The sequence below is a fragment of the Mesorhizobium sp. M00.F.Ca.ET.216.01.1.1 genome, assembly GCF_004010325.2.
Taxonomy (GTDB): Bacteria; Pseudomonadota; Alphaproteobacteria; order Rhizobiales; family Rhizobiaceae; genus Mesorhizobium.
This window is the reverse complement of sequence record NZ_SADR02000005.1, coordinates 230252-246637: the sequence shown is the minus strand read 5'-3', so window position 1 is coordinate 246637 and position 16386 is coordinate 230252. Positions and strand designations below refer to the sequence as shown.

Sequence of the window (16386 nt, the reverse complement as noted above, 5' to 3'; positions counted from 1 at the left end):
CGGCTTTATTCGTGACACTTGCCTTCTGCCGGGCCGGCGCCGATGCGCGGATCGCCGCAGCGCCTTGCACTGGCCAGGCCGCCTGCTTACGGTTGCCATGACAACCGAGGAGCAGGAATGCGTTTCGAAGGCACGGCGGCCTATGTCGCCGACAAGGATCTGATGGTGGCCGTCAACGCGGCAATCGCGCTGGAGCGGCCATTGCTGGTCAAGGGAGAGCCCGGCACCGGCAAGACCGAGCTTGCCCGGCAGGTGGCGGCAGCGCTTGGCCTCGAGCTAATCGAATGGCATGTCAAGTCGACGACGAGGGCGCAGCAGGGCCTTTACGAATATGACGCCGTTTCACGGCTGCGCGACAGCCAGCTCGGCGACGAGCGCTTCAACGACATCCGCAACTACATCAAGCGCGGCAAGCTGTGGGATGCCTTCGCTGCCGGTAAAAAGGTCGTGCTTCTGATCGACGAGATCGACAAGGCCGACATCGAGTTTCCCAACGACCTGCTGCAGGAACTCGATAGAATGGAGTTCTTCGTCTACGAGACCGGCGAGACGATCCGCGCCGCCGTCAGGCCGATCGTCATCATCACCTCCAACAACGAGAAGGAGCTGCCGGACGCCTTCCTGCGCCGCTGCTTCTTCCACTACATCCGCTTTCCCGACGTCGAGACGCTGCACAGAATAGTCGACGTGCACTATCCCGACATCAAGCAGAACCTGGTGCGGGCCGCTCTCACCCAGTTCTATGAGATCCGCGATGTGCCGGGCCTGAAGAAGAAGCCCTCGACCTCAGAGGCGCTCGACTGGATCCGGCTGCTGGTCGCCGACGACATCGCGCCCGAGGATCTGCGCGCCGACCCAAGGAACGCGCTGCCCAAGCTGCATGGTGCTCTGCTGAAGAACGAACACGACGTGCATCTTTTCGAGCGGCTGGCCTTCATGGCGAGACGGCAGCAGTAGCGGTTTTCCCGGCTGTGGACTGTTGCGAACACCCGAACAGGGAGGCAGCTTCGACCCGAACCTTCGGAGGGAAATGAAATGACCGAAATCACCGCCCGCCCACTGGCGCAGTCCGACCATGCCGACTGGCAGCGGCTGTGGACGGCCTACCTGACCTTCTACGAAACCAGGCTGCCGGAAGAGGTCTACGTCATCACCTGGAAGCGGCTGTTCACGGTGGGTGAGTTCGAGCCGAAAGGCTTCATCGCTATCTTCGACGGCAAGGCTGTCGGCTTGACGCATTACCTCTACCACCGCTCCTGCTGGTCGGAGAAAAACAACTGTTACCTGCAGGATCTGTTCGCCGACCCGGAGGTGCGCGGCAAGGGCGTCGGTGCTGCCCTCATCGAGGCGGTGAAGCAGGAAGCCGGCAAGATCGGCGTCAAGAACGTCTACTGGATGACCCACGAAACCAACACCACCGCACGCAAGCTCTACGACCACGTGGCGCGCAGAACCGGCTTTATCGAGTATGATCTGCTGTAGATAGTCGATGTTCATCCCCTTCTTCCTAGAACTGAAAGCAGCACGCGTTCCCGTCTCTCTCCGGGAATACCTGTCGCTGCTGAAAGGGTTGGAAGCCGGGCTGGTCGACTATGACGTCGAGGGTTTTTACTACCTCGCCCGCGCCGCATTGGTGAAGGACGAGCGCCACATCGACCGCTTCGACCAGGTCTTTTCGCACATCTTCAGGGGTGTCGAGGCACTGGCCGGTACAGGTGCGGTCGATGCCGAAAATATCCCGGAAGAATGGCTGCGCCGGCTTGCCGAAAAGCACCTGACCGACGAGGAGAAAAAGCTGATCACAGCACTCGGCGGTTTCGAAAAGCTGATGGAAACGCTGAAGCAGCGGCTGGAGGAGCAGAAGGGCCGCCACCAGGGTGGCTCGAAATGGATCGGCACCGGCGGCACCTCGCCTTTCGGCGCCTATGGCTACAATCCCGAAGGCGTGCGCATCGGCCAGCACGAAAGCCGCAACCGCCGCGCGGTAAAAGTCTGGGACAGGCGCGAGTTCAAAAACTTCGACGATTCCGTCGAGCTCGGCACCCGCAACATCAAGATCGCGCTGAAGCGCCTGCGCCGCTGGGTGCGCGAAGGCGCCGAGGAAGAGTTCGACCTGCCCGGCACCATCCACGCCACCGCCGAGCACGGCTATCTCGATGTGCAGACAAGGCCCGAACGCCGCAATGCGGTGAAACTGCTGATGTTCTTCGATGTCGGCGGCTCGATGGACGATCACGTCAGGAGCGTCGAGGAATTGTTTTCGGCTGCCCGCGCCGAATTCCGCCAGCTCGAATATTTCTACTTCCACAATTGCCTCTACGAAGGCGTGTGGAAGGACAATCGCCGCCGCCATGCCGAGACGGTCCCAACTTTCGACCTCCTCCACAAATACGGGCCGGACTACAAGGTGATCGTCGTCGGCGACGCCTCGATGAGCCCTTACGAGATCGCGCATCCCGGCGGCTCGGTCGAGCACTGGAACCCGGAGGCCGGCGCCGTCTGGCTCAGCCGGCTCCTGCAGCAGTGGCCGAATGCGGTATGGCTCAACCCGGAAAGCGAAAAGAACTGGGGCTACACCCATTCGATCGCCATGATCCGCGACATCTTCGACGGCCGCATGTTCCCGCTGACCCTGGCCGGGCTCGAAGCCGCGACAAGGCAGCTTTCGCGCAAGCACTGACATTCTCGCGCTGGGCGTGCCTGTAACAAATGCCTATGTTGGGGCGAAGATAGACTGCAACCAATAACGAGCCGCCAAGGCTGAGGAGATATTCATGGACACCCATGCCTACCCCGTCACCCGCACCGATGCCGAATGGCGCGCCCGGCTGACGCCCGAGCAACATGCAGTCATGCGTAACCATGGCACCGAGCGTCCGGGAAGCTGCGCTTTGCTCTACGAGAAGCGCGCCGGTACCTTTTCCTGCGTCGGCTGCGACCAGCCTTTGTTCGAATCCAAGCTAAAGTTCGAGAGCGGCACCGGCTGGCCGAGCTTCAACGACCCGGTGCCGGGTTCGGTCGAGACCACCGTCGACCGCAGCTACGGAATGGTGCGCACCGAATGCCATTGTGCCCGCTGCGGCAGTCATCTCGGCCACATCTTCGACGACGGCCCGCCGCCGACCGGCCTGCGCTATTGCATCAACGGCGTAGCGCTGAAATTCGAGCCGGCGGCCTAAGCGGCAGTTAAATCGCCGAACTATCGAACTATAAAAAGGGCGACTTCAGCCGCCCCTTTTATTTGCAGATCGCAGAGCAGATATCCGGCGCAATGAGGCTCGCGCTTGTCAGACGACCACCACCAGGATCAGCCACAATGTGGCGCCGAGAGTCATCATCCAAGCCTTGGCGCCGCCGGTTTTTTCCGTCGTTCGCCAGACGGCAAAGGTCAGAAAGATGTTGTAGGGCACCGGCGCGAAATGCACCGCCAGAACCAGCGCAAGCGACAGCTTCAGCCCGAGCAGGATGAGCGCCGCGACCGACGATGCGAGGTTGATCGCACTGCCGACAACGACCAGGTCGCGCCAGAACAGCCGGTCGAGCGGCACCATGCCTTGCCAGCGCGAGCGGAAGAAGCCCGCTGCACCGCCTGCCTTGCCGTCTTCGCCTTCCAACAGCTTTGGAGCATTCATCGACGCGGCCTTCTCTCTTCGACAGCAGACTTCGAACGCGGCATACCTCAGCGCAAAGCGCTCATCGAGCCCACGCGAGCACATCACTTGACAGATTGTCATCAAACAGTCGCGAAACCTTTCTACTTCGCCTCTCGTTAGCGGCAAAGCAACCGTGTCTGCCGGATCTGCCGCCGATCATCCAGTCGCCTGCCAGGGGAAGTCTTGCGATGAGCGATAATATCTACAACGTCCTGTTTCTCTGCAACGCCAATTCGGCGCGATCCATCATGGGGGAAGCCATCCTCAATCGGATCGGCGCTGGCAAGTTCAAGGCCTTTTCCGCTGGTTCGCAGCCGAAGGGCAAGGTCAATCCCTACGCGCTGCAGCTGCTCGAAAGTCTCAACTACGATACGAGCTTCGCCCGCTCGAAAAGCTGGGACGAATTCGCCGAGCCCGACGCGCCGGAAATGAACTTCGTCTTCACGGTTTGCGATAGCACCGCTAATGAGTCCTGTCCGATCTGGCCCGGTCATCCAATGACCGCGCTTTGGGCAATACCGGACCCCGCCAAAGCGAAGGGCACCGAAGCCGAACTTCATTTCGCCTTCGCTGATGCCTATCGCATGCTCAACAATCGCATCTCGCTGTTCGTCAACCTGCCGATGGGTACGCTCGACCATCTGGCGCTGCAACATCATCTCGACGAGATCGGCCGCGACCAGCCGAAGCCAAACTCTTGAATGCAGGCAACGACCGTGGTTCAGGATCCGGCTTCGCCACCGTCTCCCAGAACCTCGGCCACGGCCCGCTCGAAACGCGATGCTTCAGTCACCAGCCAGTCGGCCATCGCCGGCCAATTGTCCTCGGCAAAGCAGTTCACGCGCCACAGTGAATTGATGCCAAGCCCCTCGGAACGTTGTTCCGGCTTGAGCTTCAATCTGTCTTCGATCACCGTCTGAAATGGCCGCAGTCGCGCCCAGGCTTCGGTGGCGCCAAGCCTCTGGTTACGGCCGAAGAAGACGCCGGCCACGTTCTCGCTGGGCGCGACATACATGCTGATGACCAGTTGGAATTCGGGCAGCCCGCGCTGCCAGAACCATGGTCCGCGCCTCGCCAACCGGGTCTTTTCTTCCGGATGCCGCTCCGCGAACAGAGCCCAGAAACCGCGATGGCGGAACTCCGAGGCTCGACGGGCGCCGAAGTCGAACTCGCTCATGAGTAGAACCATTTTTTCAGCGACCAGGATCGCCGTTGAAGTAGGCTCCTACCCTTACACCATGCCGAGCGCGGCCTTGTAGAGGTCGAGGATGGATTCTTCCTCCTGCCGCTCGGCCTGGTCCTTCTTGCGTAGCCGGATGATCGAGCGCATCGCCTTGGTGTCAAAGCCGGTGCCCTTGGCCTCGGCAAACACTTCCTTGATGTCGTCGGCGATGGTCTTCTTCTCTTCCTCGAGCCGCTCGATGCGCTCGATGAAGGCGCGCAACTGGCTGGCGGCAACAGTCTGGCTGGTCTCGGTGATGTCGTCGGCCATATTTCTCTCCGCGTCGTTTCTCGCCGCGACTCGAATGTGAGCGGCGAATTTGCAGCGGGTTCGATGCCCGACCGGGCGCGGCGGGTCAAGATATTATCGATGCGGCATGAAGTGCTGCTGCCAGGCGCAGACAAAGCTCCCCGACAACTACCCGAATGCGATCAGCAGATCCTTGGCATCGATCTGGTCACCGGCTTTGACCAGCACTTCGGCGATCACTCCGTCACGTTCGGCATGCAGCGCCGTCTCCATCTTCATCGCCTCGATCGACAGCAGCACGTCGCCGGCCTTAACCGCTTGGCCGGCGGCAACCGCAAGCGCCGAGACGACGCCCGGCATCGGCGCGCCGACATGCGCCTCGTTGCCCGGCTCCGCCTTGCGTCGCGCCTTGGCGGCGGAAGCGCCATGCGCCCGGTCAGGCACCTTCACCCGGCGTGGCTGGCCGTTGAGCTCGAAGAACACGGTGACCATGCCCTTCTCATCGACGTCGCCGATAGCCAGGCAGCGCACCACCAACGTCTTGCCCTTCTCGATGTCGACGAAGATCTCATCTTCCGGTTTCATGCCGTAAAAATAGGTCGGCGTCGGCAGCACGCTGACCGGACCGTAGGTCTCCTGTGCAGCGGCAAAGTCAGAAAACACCTTCGGATACATCAGCCACGAGGCGAATTCGAACTCGCTGAGCTTGCGCTCCAGCTTCTCCTCGATCTCCTTGCGGCTGGCCTTGAGATTGGCTGGCTTGAGCAGCGAGCCGGGCCGCACCGTGATCGGCTTGTCGCCCTTCAGCACCTTCTTCTGCAGCGCCGCTGGCCAGCCGCCCGGCGATTGGCCGAGATCGCCGCGCAGCATCGATACCACCGAGTCCGGGAAGGCGATGTCCTTGTTGGGGTTCTCGACATCGGCGACCGTCAAGTCCTGGCTCACCATCATCAGCGCCATGTCGCCGACCACCTTGGACGACGGCGTCACCTTGACGATGTCGCCGAACATCAGATTGACGTCGTGATAGGTCTGCGCCACTTCGTGCCAGCGCGTCTCCAGCCCGAGCGAACGCGCCTGTTCCTTCAAATTGGTGAACTGCCCTCCCGGCATCTCGTGCAGATAGACTTCCGAAGCGGGTCCCTTCAGGTCGCTCTCGAAGGCGGCGTACTGGTTGCGTACCGCCTCCCAGTAGAACGAGATGTTCCGGATCCACTGCGGGTCGAGGCCCGGATCCCGCTCGGTGCCCTTCAGCGCCTCGACGATCGAGCCCAGGCAGGGCTGCGAGGTGTTGCCGGAGAAAGAATCCATGGCAGCATCGATGGCGTCGACGCCGCTCTCCACCGCCGCCAGCACCGTTGCCGCCGACAGGCCCGATGTGTCGTGGGTATGGAAATGGATCGGCAAGTCGGTCGCCTCGCGCAGTGCCTTGAACAGCACGCGGGCAGCGCTCGGCTTCAATAGCCCGGCCATGTCCTTGACCGCGACGATATGGGCGCCGGCCGCCTGCAATTCCCTGGCCAGCGCGACATAATATTTGAGGTCGTATTTGGCGCGTGCCGGATCGAGTATGTCGCCGGTATAGCAGATCGCCGCTTCGATCAGCTTGCCCTCGGCGCCGACCGCGTCCATGGCGACGCGCATGTTCTCGACCCAGTTCAGGCAATCGAAGACGCGGAACAGGTCGATGCCGCCATCCGCCGCCTGGCGGACGAAATGCTGGACAACATTGTCGGGGTAGTTGGTGTAGCCGACGCCGTTGGCGCCGCGCAGAAGCATCTGCAGCAACAGGTTGGGTGCTGCCTCGCGCACCAGCGACAGCCGCTCCCAAGGATCCTCGGTGAGGAAGCGCATGGCGACGTCGAAGGTCGCACCGCCCCAGCATTCGAGCGACAGCAGTTGCGGCAGCGCGCGCGCATAGGTGCCGGCAATGCCGGCGATGTCATACGTGCGCACCCGGGTGGCGAGCAGCGACTGGTGGCCGTCGCGCATCGTCGTGTCGGTGACCAGCACCTCTGTCTGATCGCGCATCCAGGCGGCGAATTTCTCCGGTCCGAGCGCATCGAGCTTCTGCTTGCTGCCATCAGGCACCTTGCCGTTGAGATAGGGCACCACCGGTGCAGCCGCATCGGCCTTCGGCATGGGCCGGCCGCGCGTCTCGGGATGGCCGTTGACGCTCACATCGGCCAGATAGTTGAGCAGCTTGGTCGCACGATCCTGCCGTTTGACCTGCTGGAACAGCTCCGGCGTCGTATCGATGAACTTGGTGGTGTAGGAATTGTCGGCGAAGCTCGGGTGGTTGATGATCGCCTCGAGGAAGGTGAGGTTGGTCGCCACGCCGCGGATGCGGAATTCGCGCAGAGCCCGGTTCATGCGGGCGATGGTCTCGACCGGCGTCGGCGCCCAGGCCGTCACCTTTTCCAGCAGCGGATCGTAGAAACGGGTGATGACCGCGCCCGAATAGGCAGTGCCGCCGTCGAGACGGATGCCGAAGCCGGTGGCGCCGCGATAGGCGGTGATGCGGCCGTAGTCCGGGATGAAATTGTGCTCGGGATCCTCCGTGGTGATGCGGCACTGCAGGGCGTGGCCGTTCAGCCTTATGTCCTTTTGCGCCGGCACACCCGATTCCGGCGTGCCGATGGCAAAACCGTCGAGGATGTGGATCTGCGCCTTTACGATGTCGATGCCGGTCACCTGCTCGGTGACGGTGTGCTCGACCTGGATGCGCGGGTTGACCTCGATGAAGTAGAACTTGCCGGTATCGGCGTCCTGCAGGAACTCGACCGTGCCGGCGCCGATATAACTCGTTTCACGCGCAATCTTCAGCGCGTGGCCGCAAAGCTCTTCGCGCTGCGGCATCTCGAGGTATGGCGCCGGCGCGCGCTCGACAACCTTCTGATTGCGGCGCTGGATCGAACAGTCGCGCTCGAACAGATGCACGGCGTTGCCGTGCATGTCGCCCAGCACCTGCACCTCGACGTGGCGGGCGCGCTCGATCAGCTTCTCGAGATAGACCTCGTCCTTGCCGAAGGCGGCCTTGGCCTCGCGCTTGCCTTCAGTCACCTCGCGGGCGAGATCGGCTTCGGCGCGGATGGCGCGCATGCCACGGCCGCCGCCGCCCCATGATGCCTTAAGCATCACCGGATAGCCGATGGTCTTGGCGAGTGCTTTTACCGCTTCCATGTCGTCCGGCAAGGGATCGGTGGCGGGAACCACCGGCACGCCGACCTCGATCGCCAGATTGCGCGCGGCGACCTTGTTGCCGAGCCTGCGCATCGTCTCCGGCCTGGGCCCGATGAAGGTGATGCCGGCGCTGGCGCAGGCTTCGGCGAATTCCGGGCTTTCGGACAGAAGCCCGTAGCCCGGATGGATGGCATCGGCGCCCGAAAGCCTGGCGACGCGGATCACCTCCTCGATCGACAGATAACTTTCGATCGGTCCCATGTCCCTGGCCAGATGCGGCCCGCGCCCGACCTGATAGCTCTCGTCGGCCTTGAAGCGGTGCAGCGAATATTTGTCCTCCTCGGCCCAGATCGCCACGGTTTTGAGGCCGAGTTCGTTGGCCGCACGAAAGACGCGGATGGCGATTTCGGACCGGTTGGCGACAAGGATCTTCGTGATTGCCAAGGACAAGGCTCCAGACGGACGGGATGGGGGCTGAGGCAATGATTAACGTGAAAATGCTGCAGTGCAAACAAAATCGCGAGAAGATTAAACCGATTTAAATCGTTTCCCAGCGTTGAAACGCTCCGCCGCTGATCCAGCGAGCGCGGGCACTGTCGATCCGGTTTTTCGGAAAGGCCGGTTTTTTTGAAAGGATCGCGCTTCACACGAAAAATGCCCGGCGCAGAGCGCCGGGCATTCGGGATTCGAAGACGTTTGCCGGCTTATTGTTCGAAGTAGGTGTACTTGCCGTCGTCACCCTTCTTCCAATTGTACATCACGTAGTCGGGGCGGGTGATGTCGCCCTTCGCGTCATAGCCGATCTCGCCTATGGCCGTCTTCCACGGGCCGCTCGCCTTGATCGCTTCGGCAACCTTCTGCGCGTCGTCGGAGGCGCCAACCTTGGTGGCGGCGGCGGCAACGATCTGCATCGCAGCGTAGGAGTAGAGCGTATAGGCTTCAGGCTCGAAACCGGCGGCGCGGAACTTCTCGACGAGGTCCTTGGCGTTCGGGTTCTTGCGCGGATCGGGAGCGAACGTCATCAGCGTGCCATCGACGGCGTCGCCGGCGATCGAGGCCAGTTCGTTCGACACGATGCCGTCGCCTGACATGAACTGCGCCTTGAGGCCCTGGTCGGCGAGCTGGCGCATGATCAGGCCGGCTTCCGTGTGCAGGCCGCCGTAGTAGACGACGGAGACGCCGGCGTCCTTCATCTTGGCGATGAGCGCCGAGAAGTCCTTGTCGCCGACATTGATGCCTTCATACATGGCTTCGGTCACGCCATTGCCGTTGAGCGCCTTCTTGGTTTCGTCGGCGAGGCCCTGACCATAAGGCGTCTTGTCGTGGACGACAGCGATCTTGGCATCCTTGAAGCGCGCGGCAAGATAGTCGCCGGCAACCTTGCCCTGCTGGTCGTCGCGTCCGCAGGTGCGGAACGTATTCCACAGGCCGCGCTCGGTCAGCTGCGGATTGGTCGCCGAAGGCGTGATGACGAGAATGCCGTTCTCTGCATAGACTTCCGACGCCGGGATGGTAACGCCCGAGTTGAAGTGGCCGATGACATACTTGACGCCGTCGGCGACGAACTTGTTGGCGACCGAGATGCCCTGCTTCGGATCGGACACGTCGTCTCCGACTTCGAGCTTGATCTTTTCGCCATTGATGCCGCCGGCCGCGTTGATGTCGGCGGCAGCCTGCTCGGCGCCCTTCTGCAACTGGGCACCGAACGCTGCGTTCGGGCCAGTGATCGGACCGGCAACGCCGATCAGGATGTCAGCCCACGCGCTGCCACTGAACGCGACAAGCGCGGTCACGGCGACGGCGGACAAGAGTGACTTTTTCATGTAAAACGCTCCCATTTACCGAACGGGCGTGGATGATGCTTTCATGCGATGCCCGCTCTTACTCGCAGAAAGCGTACTTTGCCGATTTTCAGGCACTTGTCACGCCGATTCATCCCCGAAACGGCGTTAATTATGAACGTCAACCTTTCGGTTTCCAGCTCAAGAGAGAAGCTCTTTCGTAGAGCCAATTATATTGTGTCACCATCTGGTTGGTGCGTGTGTATTGGTAGCCGATGAAGCCCAATATCATCAGCACGATTGTGTCGACGATATAGTAATGCAGCGAGAACATCGTGCCGCCGAACAGCGCATGATGGATGAATCTTATGCCGATGCCGAGACCGAGCATGTAGACGAACAACTGGGTGAAGCTGCGCCATGTCTGGGCGCAGGCCTTGCCCGTCATCCACGCCGCCCAGCCACCGAGCAGGCAGGTGACGAAGAAGAACTGCCAGATCGAGGGTTCCTCGTGGAGAATGCCCTGCATGATGAAGACTCCTGAACTCAGTGATGGCCGCCTTCGAGATAGGCGGCGCGCACTTCCGGATTGGCGAGAAGTTCCTTGCCGGTGCCGGTCATCGTCACATTGCCGTTGACCATGACATAGCCGCGCGTGGCGAGCTTCAGCGCGCCGAAGGCGTTCTGCTCGACCAGGAACACGGTCAGCCCCTGGGTGCGGTTCAGTTCGCGGATGGCATCGAAGATCTGTCTGACGATCAACGGCGCCAGCCCAAGCGAAGGCTCGTCGAGCAAAAGCAGCTTCGGCCGCGCCATCAGCGCGCGTGCGATCGACAGCATCTGCTGTTCGCCGCCGGACAGCGTGCCGCCGCGCTGGGTAATGCGCTCCTTGAGGCGCGGGAACAGCGTGAACACCTTCTCGACATCCTCGTCAAAGTGCTTGAGGTTGTCGAGGCTGGCGCCCATCTGCAGGTTTTCCATCACCGTCATGCGCGGGAAGATGCGGCGGCCCTCCGGCGATTGCGCGATGCGCATGCGCGCGATCTCGTGGGTCGGCATTTGGGTGATGTCGGTGCCGGCGAAGGTGATGGTGCCCGCGCGGGCGCGTGGGGCACCAAAAATGGTCATCATCAGCGTCGACTTGCCGGCGCCGTTGGCACCGATAAGCGCCACGATCTCGCCCTCCTTGACGGTGACATCGACGCCGTTCAGCGCCCTGATGTTGCCGTAGTAGGTCTGGACGCCCTTGATATCGAGCAGCGTTGTTCCGACCATTATTTACGCCCTCCGCGCTTGCCCGCCGCAGGCCCGGTGGTCTTTCCGGAAGCGCGGCCAGAAGGAGCCTTGGCGGCCGGTTTTGCCTTGGACGATTTCGCCGCGGAAGATTTCGCCGCCGACTTGGCTGCGGGCGATGCGGCCTTGCTTGCCGCCGCCTTTGCACGCTCGTCGACCTGGCCCGCTCTCGAGGCACCCTTCGACACCGTGACGCGCTCACCCTCGCTATGGCCGATCGTGTCGGTCACCGGTCCGGCAAGATATGAGGACGACGTACCCGGGCCGTGTGCCGAGTCGGGACCGGCATCCAGTTGCTCGATGACGTCTTCGTCGCCGACCTCGGTCAGCACCGTCTCGACCTCCTCGTCGTCGACACCAAGATAGGCGGCGATGACGCGCGGGTCGGTCCGCACCGATTGCGGATCGCCGTCGGAGATCTTGCGTCCGTATTCGAGCACCACGACATGGTCGGAAATCTGCATGACCACGGACATGTCGTGCTCGATCAAAAGGATGGAGGTGCCGGTGTTGTCCTTGATGTCCATCAGCAGCGCATTGAGCGCCGCCGATTCCTTCGGATTGAGGCCGGCGGCCGGCTCGTCGAGGCACAGAAGCTCCGGCCCGGTGCACATGGCGCGGGCGATTTCCAGACGCCGTTGCGCGCCATAGGGCAGGTCACCGGCCGGATCGTCGGCGCGGTCGACGAGGTTGGCCTTCTCCAGCCAGTGCCTGGCCAGTTCGATCGACTCGGCCGAAGCCTTGCGATAACCGCTGTAGCCGAACAGGCCGAGGATGGTGTAGCCGGATGCCTTCATCAGCTTGTTGTGCTGGGCGACCAGAAGGTTCTCCAGCAGCGTCATGCCGGAGAACAGCCGGATGTTCTGGAACGTGCGGGCCACCTTGGCACGCGCCGGGATCTCGTGGTTCGGCAGGCGCTCGAGCAGGAAGTTGTTGCCGTCGCGCAGATTGAGCGTGATCATGCCTTCCGACGGCTTATAAAAACCGGTGATGCAATTGAACACGGTGGTCTTGCCGGCGCCGTTCGGGCCAATCAATGCGGTGATCTCGCCGCGTTTGGCCTGGAACGACAGGTCGCCAATGGCGACCAGGCCGCCGAACTTCATCGACAGATGCTCGACCTGGAGGATGGCGTTGTTCATGGATGAGCTCGCATTCATCAGCCGTGTCCTTCCTTGGTGAAGGACCCTGATACGGCTCTGCGTATCTTGAGGAAGGCGGTCGGCTCACGGCTGCCAACGAAGCCGCGCGGCTTCCACAGCATGACGATGACCATGGCCATGCCGAACAACAGCATGCGGTAGAGTTCCGGCGTGAAGTCGGGACCGAAGATCCGCTTCAGGAAATCGAGTTCGCGCAGCGCCTCGGTGCCGCCGATCATCACCAGCGCGGCGACGGCGATGCCGACAAGCGAGCCCATGCCGCCGAGCACGACGATAGCGAGGATGATCGCAGATTCCAGGAACACAAAGGATTCCGGGCTGACGAAGCCTTGCCTTGCGGCGAAGAATGAGCCGGCGAAGCCGCCGAACATGGCGCCGGTGGCGAAAGCGGTGAGCTTGGTGGTGGTGGTGTTGATGCCGAGCGAGCGGCAGGCGATCTCATCCTCGCGCAGCGCTTCCCAGGCGCGGCCGACCGGCATGCGCCTGAGCCTTACCGTGACGAAGGCGGTCAGCAGGCAGAGCCCCAGGATCAGGTAGTAGAGGAAGATCTTGTAGTAGGCGCCCGACTGGGCGATGCCGAGAACCTTGGCGATGTAGTTCGGATCGGAGACGTTGAACGATATCAGGCCGAAGAATGAGACCTTCGGGATGCCGGAAATACCGGCCGAGCCGTTGGTCACCTCGCGCCAGTTGACGATCACCAGCCTTATGATCTCGCCAAAGGCGAGCGTCACGATCGCCAGATAGTCGCCGCGCAAGCGCAGCACCGGAAAGCCGAGCATGACGCCCCAGAACGCGGCCATGGCGCCGGCGGCCGGCAGCAGAATCCAGAATGACAGGCCGAAATGCGTGCCGAGCAGCGCATAGGCATAGGCGCCGACGGCGTAGAAGGCGACATAGCCGAGGTCGAGCAGGCCCGCGAGGCCGACGACGATATTCAGTCCCCAGGCCAACATGACGTAGATCAGGATCTGGATGCCGAAATTGTCGACCCATTTCAGCGAGCCTTGGAAACCGCCGACCATCGATCCCGTATAGAGAGCAATCACCAGCACCACGACGATCGGATAGAGCGCCAGCGCGGTTATGCCCAGGGCCGAGAAATGTGCAAGAATGAAGACACGGAAATAATAGATCACCCAGGCCAGTGCATAGATGATCGCCAGCGCCCGCACGAACCGCGCATAGTCTGCGAGATCCGGCCCCACCAGCCCATCAAGGGAGCCAGCCAGAAGCAGCAGCACGACGGCTATGGCGATGGCCGCGATGAAATACGGCAGCCGGAAGAACCGCGTCGCCACGCTTTCCGGCAGCAAGCCGGTGGCGACGTCGACGATCTTCTGGTTCGCAAGGAAGGGCTGGCCATAGGCGACGTAGAGGAAGCGCCCGACCATGGTGGCAATCACCACGGCCGCGAGCAGGCCCCAGCGCTGCACCAGGATCAGCTCGTTGGAAATGTTCTGATCGGTCCTCAGGCCGATGAACAGCACGAACAGGCCAAGCGAGATGGCCCCCGCGTAAAGCGCCTCGCGCGTAGCGCGTTGGACGGGCGTGGCGACGACGTCGCTTTCCGGAGACACGGTAACCGCCATGATCTCAGACCTTTTCGACTTCGGGCCGGCCCAGAATGCCGGAAGGCAGGAAGATCAGCACGATCGCCAGGATGGAGAATGCGGCGACATCTTTGTAGTCGATCGAGAAATAGGCCGACCACATGCTCTCGATGAAGCCGATCATCAGCCCGCCGAGCACGGCGCCGGGCAGCGAGCCGATGCCGCCCAGCACGGCCGCGGTGAACGCCTTCACACCAGGGGTGAAGCCGTCGGAAAACACCACGACACCGTAATACATCAGGAACAGCGTGCCGGCGACAGCGGCAAGGGCGGCGCCCATGACGAAGGTTATCGAGATGGTGCGGTCGACATCAATGCCCATCAGTGCCGCCATCTTGCGGTCCTGCTCGCAGGCGCGTTGCGCTCGACCAAGCGCGGTCCTGTTGACGAGATACCAGAAGATCGCGAGCAGGATCACGGTGACAAGGACGATGATGATCTGCTTCAGCGACACGCTGATGCCGTCGATCGTGTAGACCCTGGACACCATCGGCGGCACCGGCTTGTTGCGCGGCCCTTGCGTCACCTGGACGAAATTGGACAGCGCGATCGACATGCCGATCGCAGTGATCAGCGGCGCTAGCCGGAACGAACCGCGCAGCGGCCGGTAAGCCACCTTCTCGATCGTCCAGTTGTAGAGGCTGGTCAAAAGCATCGCCACGATCATCATGATCAGCAGCGCGATGACGATCGGCACCGAATAGAACAGTGCGCCAAGGATGAGGAACACGATGAGGGCGGCGAAGGCGCCGACCATGAAGATGTCGCCATGGGCGAAATTGATCATGCCGATGATGCCGTAGACCATCGTGTAACCGATTGCGATCAGCCCATAGATCGATCCCAGCGTCAGCCCATTGATAAGCTGCTGGACAAAATACTGCATGCTGCCGTAGCTCCCCTGGAATGTCGCCCATGCAGACGCATTCCTTTTCGTATTTCCCCTAGTCGTAAAGTTTCGAGCCCGGATTGCAACGTGATTTTTCGATCGGAACGCGTGTTTTCGCCGCACGCTGCCCGATCGCCCGTTCTTTTCCTATCCGACCCCTGGACCATCGCGGACCCTATCATTGGCACAACGCAATGTCTTTGACGATTCAGCGGCATCATGCACCCCGTTTCGAAGAAATCGCCGTCAAAATAAGTTGATGAGCGGGATCGTTGCGTCACTGAAGGCAATCCCTTTTCGCCCCTTTCGCTTCCGTCAGGTCAAAGAATCGCTCACTTGACGACGAAACCATGCGCGAACGGATCGCGGTCGTCGATGAAGATGGTGTTCAATCCGGTCATGCGCGCCCAGCCACCGATCGAGGGAATGATTGCCGGCTTGCCTGCAACGGTGACTTCCTTCTCGACCTTGCCGTTGAACAGCGAGCCGATGATCGATTCATGGACGAAGCTATCGCCGGCCTTGAGCTTGCCCTTCGCATGAAGCTGCGCCATCCGCGCCGAGGTGCCGGTGCCGCACGGTGAGCGGTCGATCGCCTTGTCGCCGTAGAAGACGGCATTGCGCGCATCCGCCTTGGGGTCGGTCGGCTTGCCGGTCCACAGCAGGTGTGACAGCCGCTTGATGCCAGGATTGTCGGGATGCACGAAGGGGTATTTTTCGTTGAGCCGCTGCCGCACCACCGGGCTCCAGGCGATGAGGTCGCCGGCCGAATGGTCGGCCATGTCGCGATAATTCTTCTGCGGCTCAACGATGGCGTAGAAATTGCCACCATAGGCGACATCGACGCTGATCTCGCCGAGCTGCGGGCACTCCACCGTCAGCCCCTCGGCATGGAGGAAGGACGGCACATTGGTGATGCGCACCTCCTCGACGTGGTCGCCGACCTGTTTGTATTCGGCGATAACCAGACCGGCCGGCGTGTCCAGCCTGAGCACGCCAGGCGTCTTCGGCTTGATCAGCCCCTGCTCGATGGCAAAAGTCACCGTGCCGATGGTACCGTGGCCGCACATCGGCAGGCAGCCCGAGGTTTCGATGAACAGGATGGCGATGTCGCAATCCTGGCGCGTCGGCGGATAGAGGATCGAGCCGGACATCACGTCATGGCCGCGCGGCTCGAACATCAGCCCGGTGCGGATCCAGTCATATTCAACCAGGAAATGCGCGCGCCGCTCCATCATCGTCGCGCCGTTCAGCAGCGGTCCGCCGCCGGCGATCAGCCGCACCGGATTGCCGCAGGTGTGGCCGTCGATGCAGAAGAAGGAATGACGCGCCATTTTTCG

General features: G+C 61.8%; 15 protein-coding genes and 2 pseudogenes. 5 read left to right on the top strand and 12 right to left on the bottom strand.

Annotated features, from left to right (window positions below; all coding sequences use genetic code 11):
* Positions 1 to 117 precede the first annotated feature (117 nt).
* From EN859_RS09630 to msrB, 4 genes are all read left to right on the top strand, one after another.
* Positions 118 to 957 carry a MoxR family ATPase gene (locus EN859_RS09630; RefSeq protein WP_127853117.1) on the top strand — a complete coding sequence of 280 codons (840 nt, stop codon included), beginning with the start codon at positions 118 to 120 and terminating at the stop codon, positions 955 to 957.
* Between the two features lie 78 nt (positions 958 to 1035).
* Complete coding sequence (locus EN859_RS09625; protein ID WP_127853116.1) at positions 1036 to 1482, top strand: GNAT family N-acetyltransferase; 447 nt, start codon at positions 1036 to 1038, stop codon at positions 1480 to 1482.
* Between the two features lie 7 nt (positions 1483 to 1489).
* The gene (locus EN859_RS09620) at positions 1490 to 2680 is read left to right on the top strand and encodes a VWA domain-containing protein (RefSeq protein ID WP_127853115.1); all 1191 of its coding nucleotides are present in this window, start codon (positions 1490 to 1492) and stop codon (positions 2678 to 2680) included.
* Between the two features lie 94 nt (positions 2681 to 2774).
* Positions 2775 to 3179 (top strand): peptide-methionine (R)-S-oxide reductase MsrB, encoded by a 405-nt coding sequence (gene msrB, locus EN859_RS09615; RefSeq protein WP_127853114.1) that lies wholly within the window; start codon positions 2775 to 2777, stop codon positions 3177 to 3179.
* 108 nt (positions 3180 to 3287) lie between these two features.
* On the opposite strand, the gene EN859_RS09610 is transcribed toward msrB, so the two are convergent.
* Entirely contained in the window at positions 3288 to 3632 is a 345-nt protein-coding gene (locus EN859_RS09610; RefSeq protein WP_127853113.1) for a hypothetical protein, read from the bottom strand.
* 209 nt (positions 3633 to 3841) lie between these two features.
* Between EN859_RS09610 and EN859_RS09605 the strand changes: the two genes are divergently transcribed.
* Positions 3842 to 4354 (top strand): arsenate reductase ArsC, encoded by a 513-nt coding sequence (locus EN859_RS09605; RefSeq protein ID WP_127853112.1) that lies wholly within the window; start codon positions 3842 to 3844, stop codon positions 4352 to 4354.
* 20 nt (positions 4355 to 4374) lie between these two features.
* On the opposite strand, the gene EN859_RS09600 is transcribed toward EN859_RS09605, so the two are convergent.
* The 11 genes and pseudogenes from EN859_RS09600 to EN859_RS09555 form a co-directional block, all read right to left on the bottom strand.
* Positions 4375 to 4830: a hypothetical protein gene (locus EN859_RS09600; RefSeq protein ID WP_127853111.1), complete on the bottom strand. Its 456-nt coding sequence runs from the start codon at positions 4828 to 4830 to the stop codon at positions 4375 to 4377.
* Positions 4831 to 4884: 54 nt separating this feature from the next.
* The gene (locus tag EN859_RS09595) at positions 4885 to 5145 is read right to left on the bottom strand and encodes a DUF2312 domain-containing protein (protein ID WP_127853110.1); all 261 of its coding nucleotides are present in this window, start codon (positions 5143 to 5145) and stop codon (positions 4885 to 4887) included.
* A 147-nt stretch (positions 5146 to 5292) separates the two neighbouring features.
* Positions 5293 to 8751 carry a pyruvate carboxylase gene (gene pyc / locus EN859_RS09590; RefSeq protein ID WP_127853109.1) on the bottom strand — a complete coding sequence of 1153 codons (3459 nt, stop codon included), beginning with the start codon at positions 8749 to 8751 and terminating at the stop codon, positions 5293 to 5295.
* Positions 8752 to 9011: 260 nt separating this feature from the next.
* Positions 9012 to 10130 (bottom strand): branched-chain amino acid ABC transporter substrate-binding protein, encoded by a 1119-nt coding sequence (locus EN859_RS09585; protein ID WP_127853108.1) that lies wholly within the window; start codon positions 10128 to 10130, stop codon positions 9012 to 9014.
* Between the two features lie 139 nt (positions 10131 to 10269).
* Positions 10270 to 10617 carry a DUF6867 family protein gene (locus EN859_RS09580; RefSeq protein WP_127853107.1) on the bottom strand — a complete coding sequence of 116 codons (348 nt, stop codon included), beginning with the start codon at positions 10615 to 10617 and terminating at the stop codon, positions 10270 to 10272.
* 17 nt (positions 10618 to 10634) lie between these two features.
* Positions 10635 to 11363: an ABC transporter ATP-binding protein gene (locus EN859_RS09575; protein ID WP_127853106.1), complete on the bottom strand. Its 729-nt coding sequence runs from the start codon at positions 11361 to 11363 to the stop codon at positions 10635 to 10637.
* The gene (locus EN859_RS09570) at positions 11363 to 12523 is read right to left on the bottom strand and encodes an ABC transporter ATP-binding protein (RefSeq protein WP_281015601.1); all 1161 of its coding nucleotides are present in this window, start codon (positions 12521 to 12523) and stop codon (positions 11363 to 11365) included. The genes EN859_RS09575 and EN859_RS09570 overlap by 1 nt, the downstream gene beginning before the upstream one ends.
* Before the next feature lie 17 nt (positions 12524 to 12540).
* A pseudogene (gene livM / locus EN859_RS09565) lies at positions 12541 to 13650 on the bottom strand (high-affinity branched-chain amino acid ABC transporter permease LivM); the annotation flags it as partial.
* A 162-nt stretch (positions 13651 to 13812) separates the two neighbouring features.
* Positions 13813 to 14136: pseudogene (locus tag EN859_RS40460) on the bottom strand (DUF3382 domain-containing protein); the annotation flags it as partial.
* Positions 14137 to 14140: 4 nt separating this feature from the next.
* Positions 14141 to 15043, bottom strand: coding sequence for a branched-chain amino acid ABC transporter permease LivH (locus EN859_RS09560; protein ID WP_127853103.1), 903 nt, complete (start codon positions 15041 to 15043; stop codon positions 14141 to 14143).
* Between the two features lie 335 nt (positions 15044 to 15378).
* Positions 15379 to 16380, bottom strand: a complete 1002-nt coding sequence (locus tag EN859_RS09555; RefSeq protein WP_127853102.1) for a 4-hydroxyproline epimerase — start codon at positions 16378 to 16380, stop codon at positions 15379 to 15381.
* Positions 16381 to 16386 lie beyond the last annotated feature (6 nt).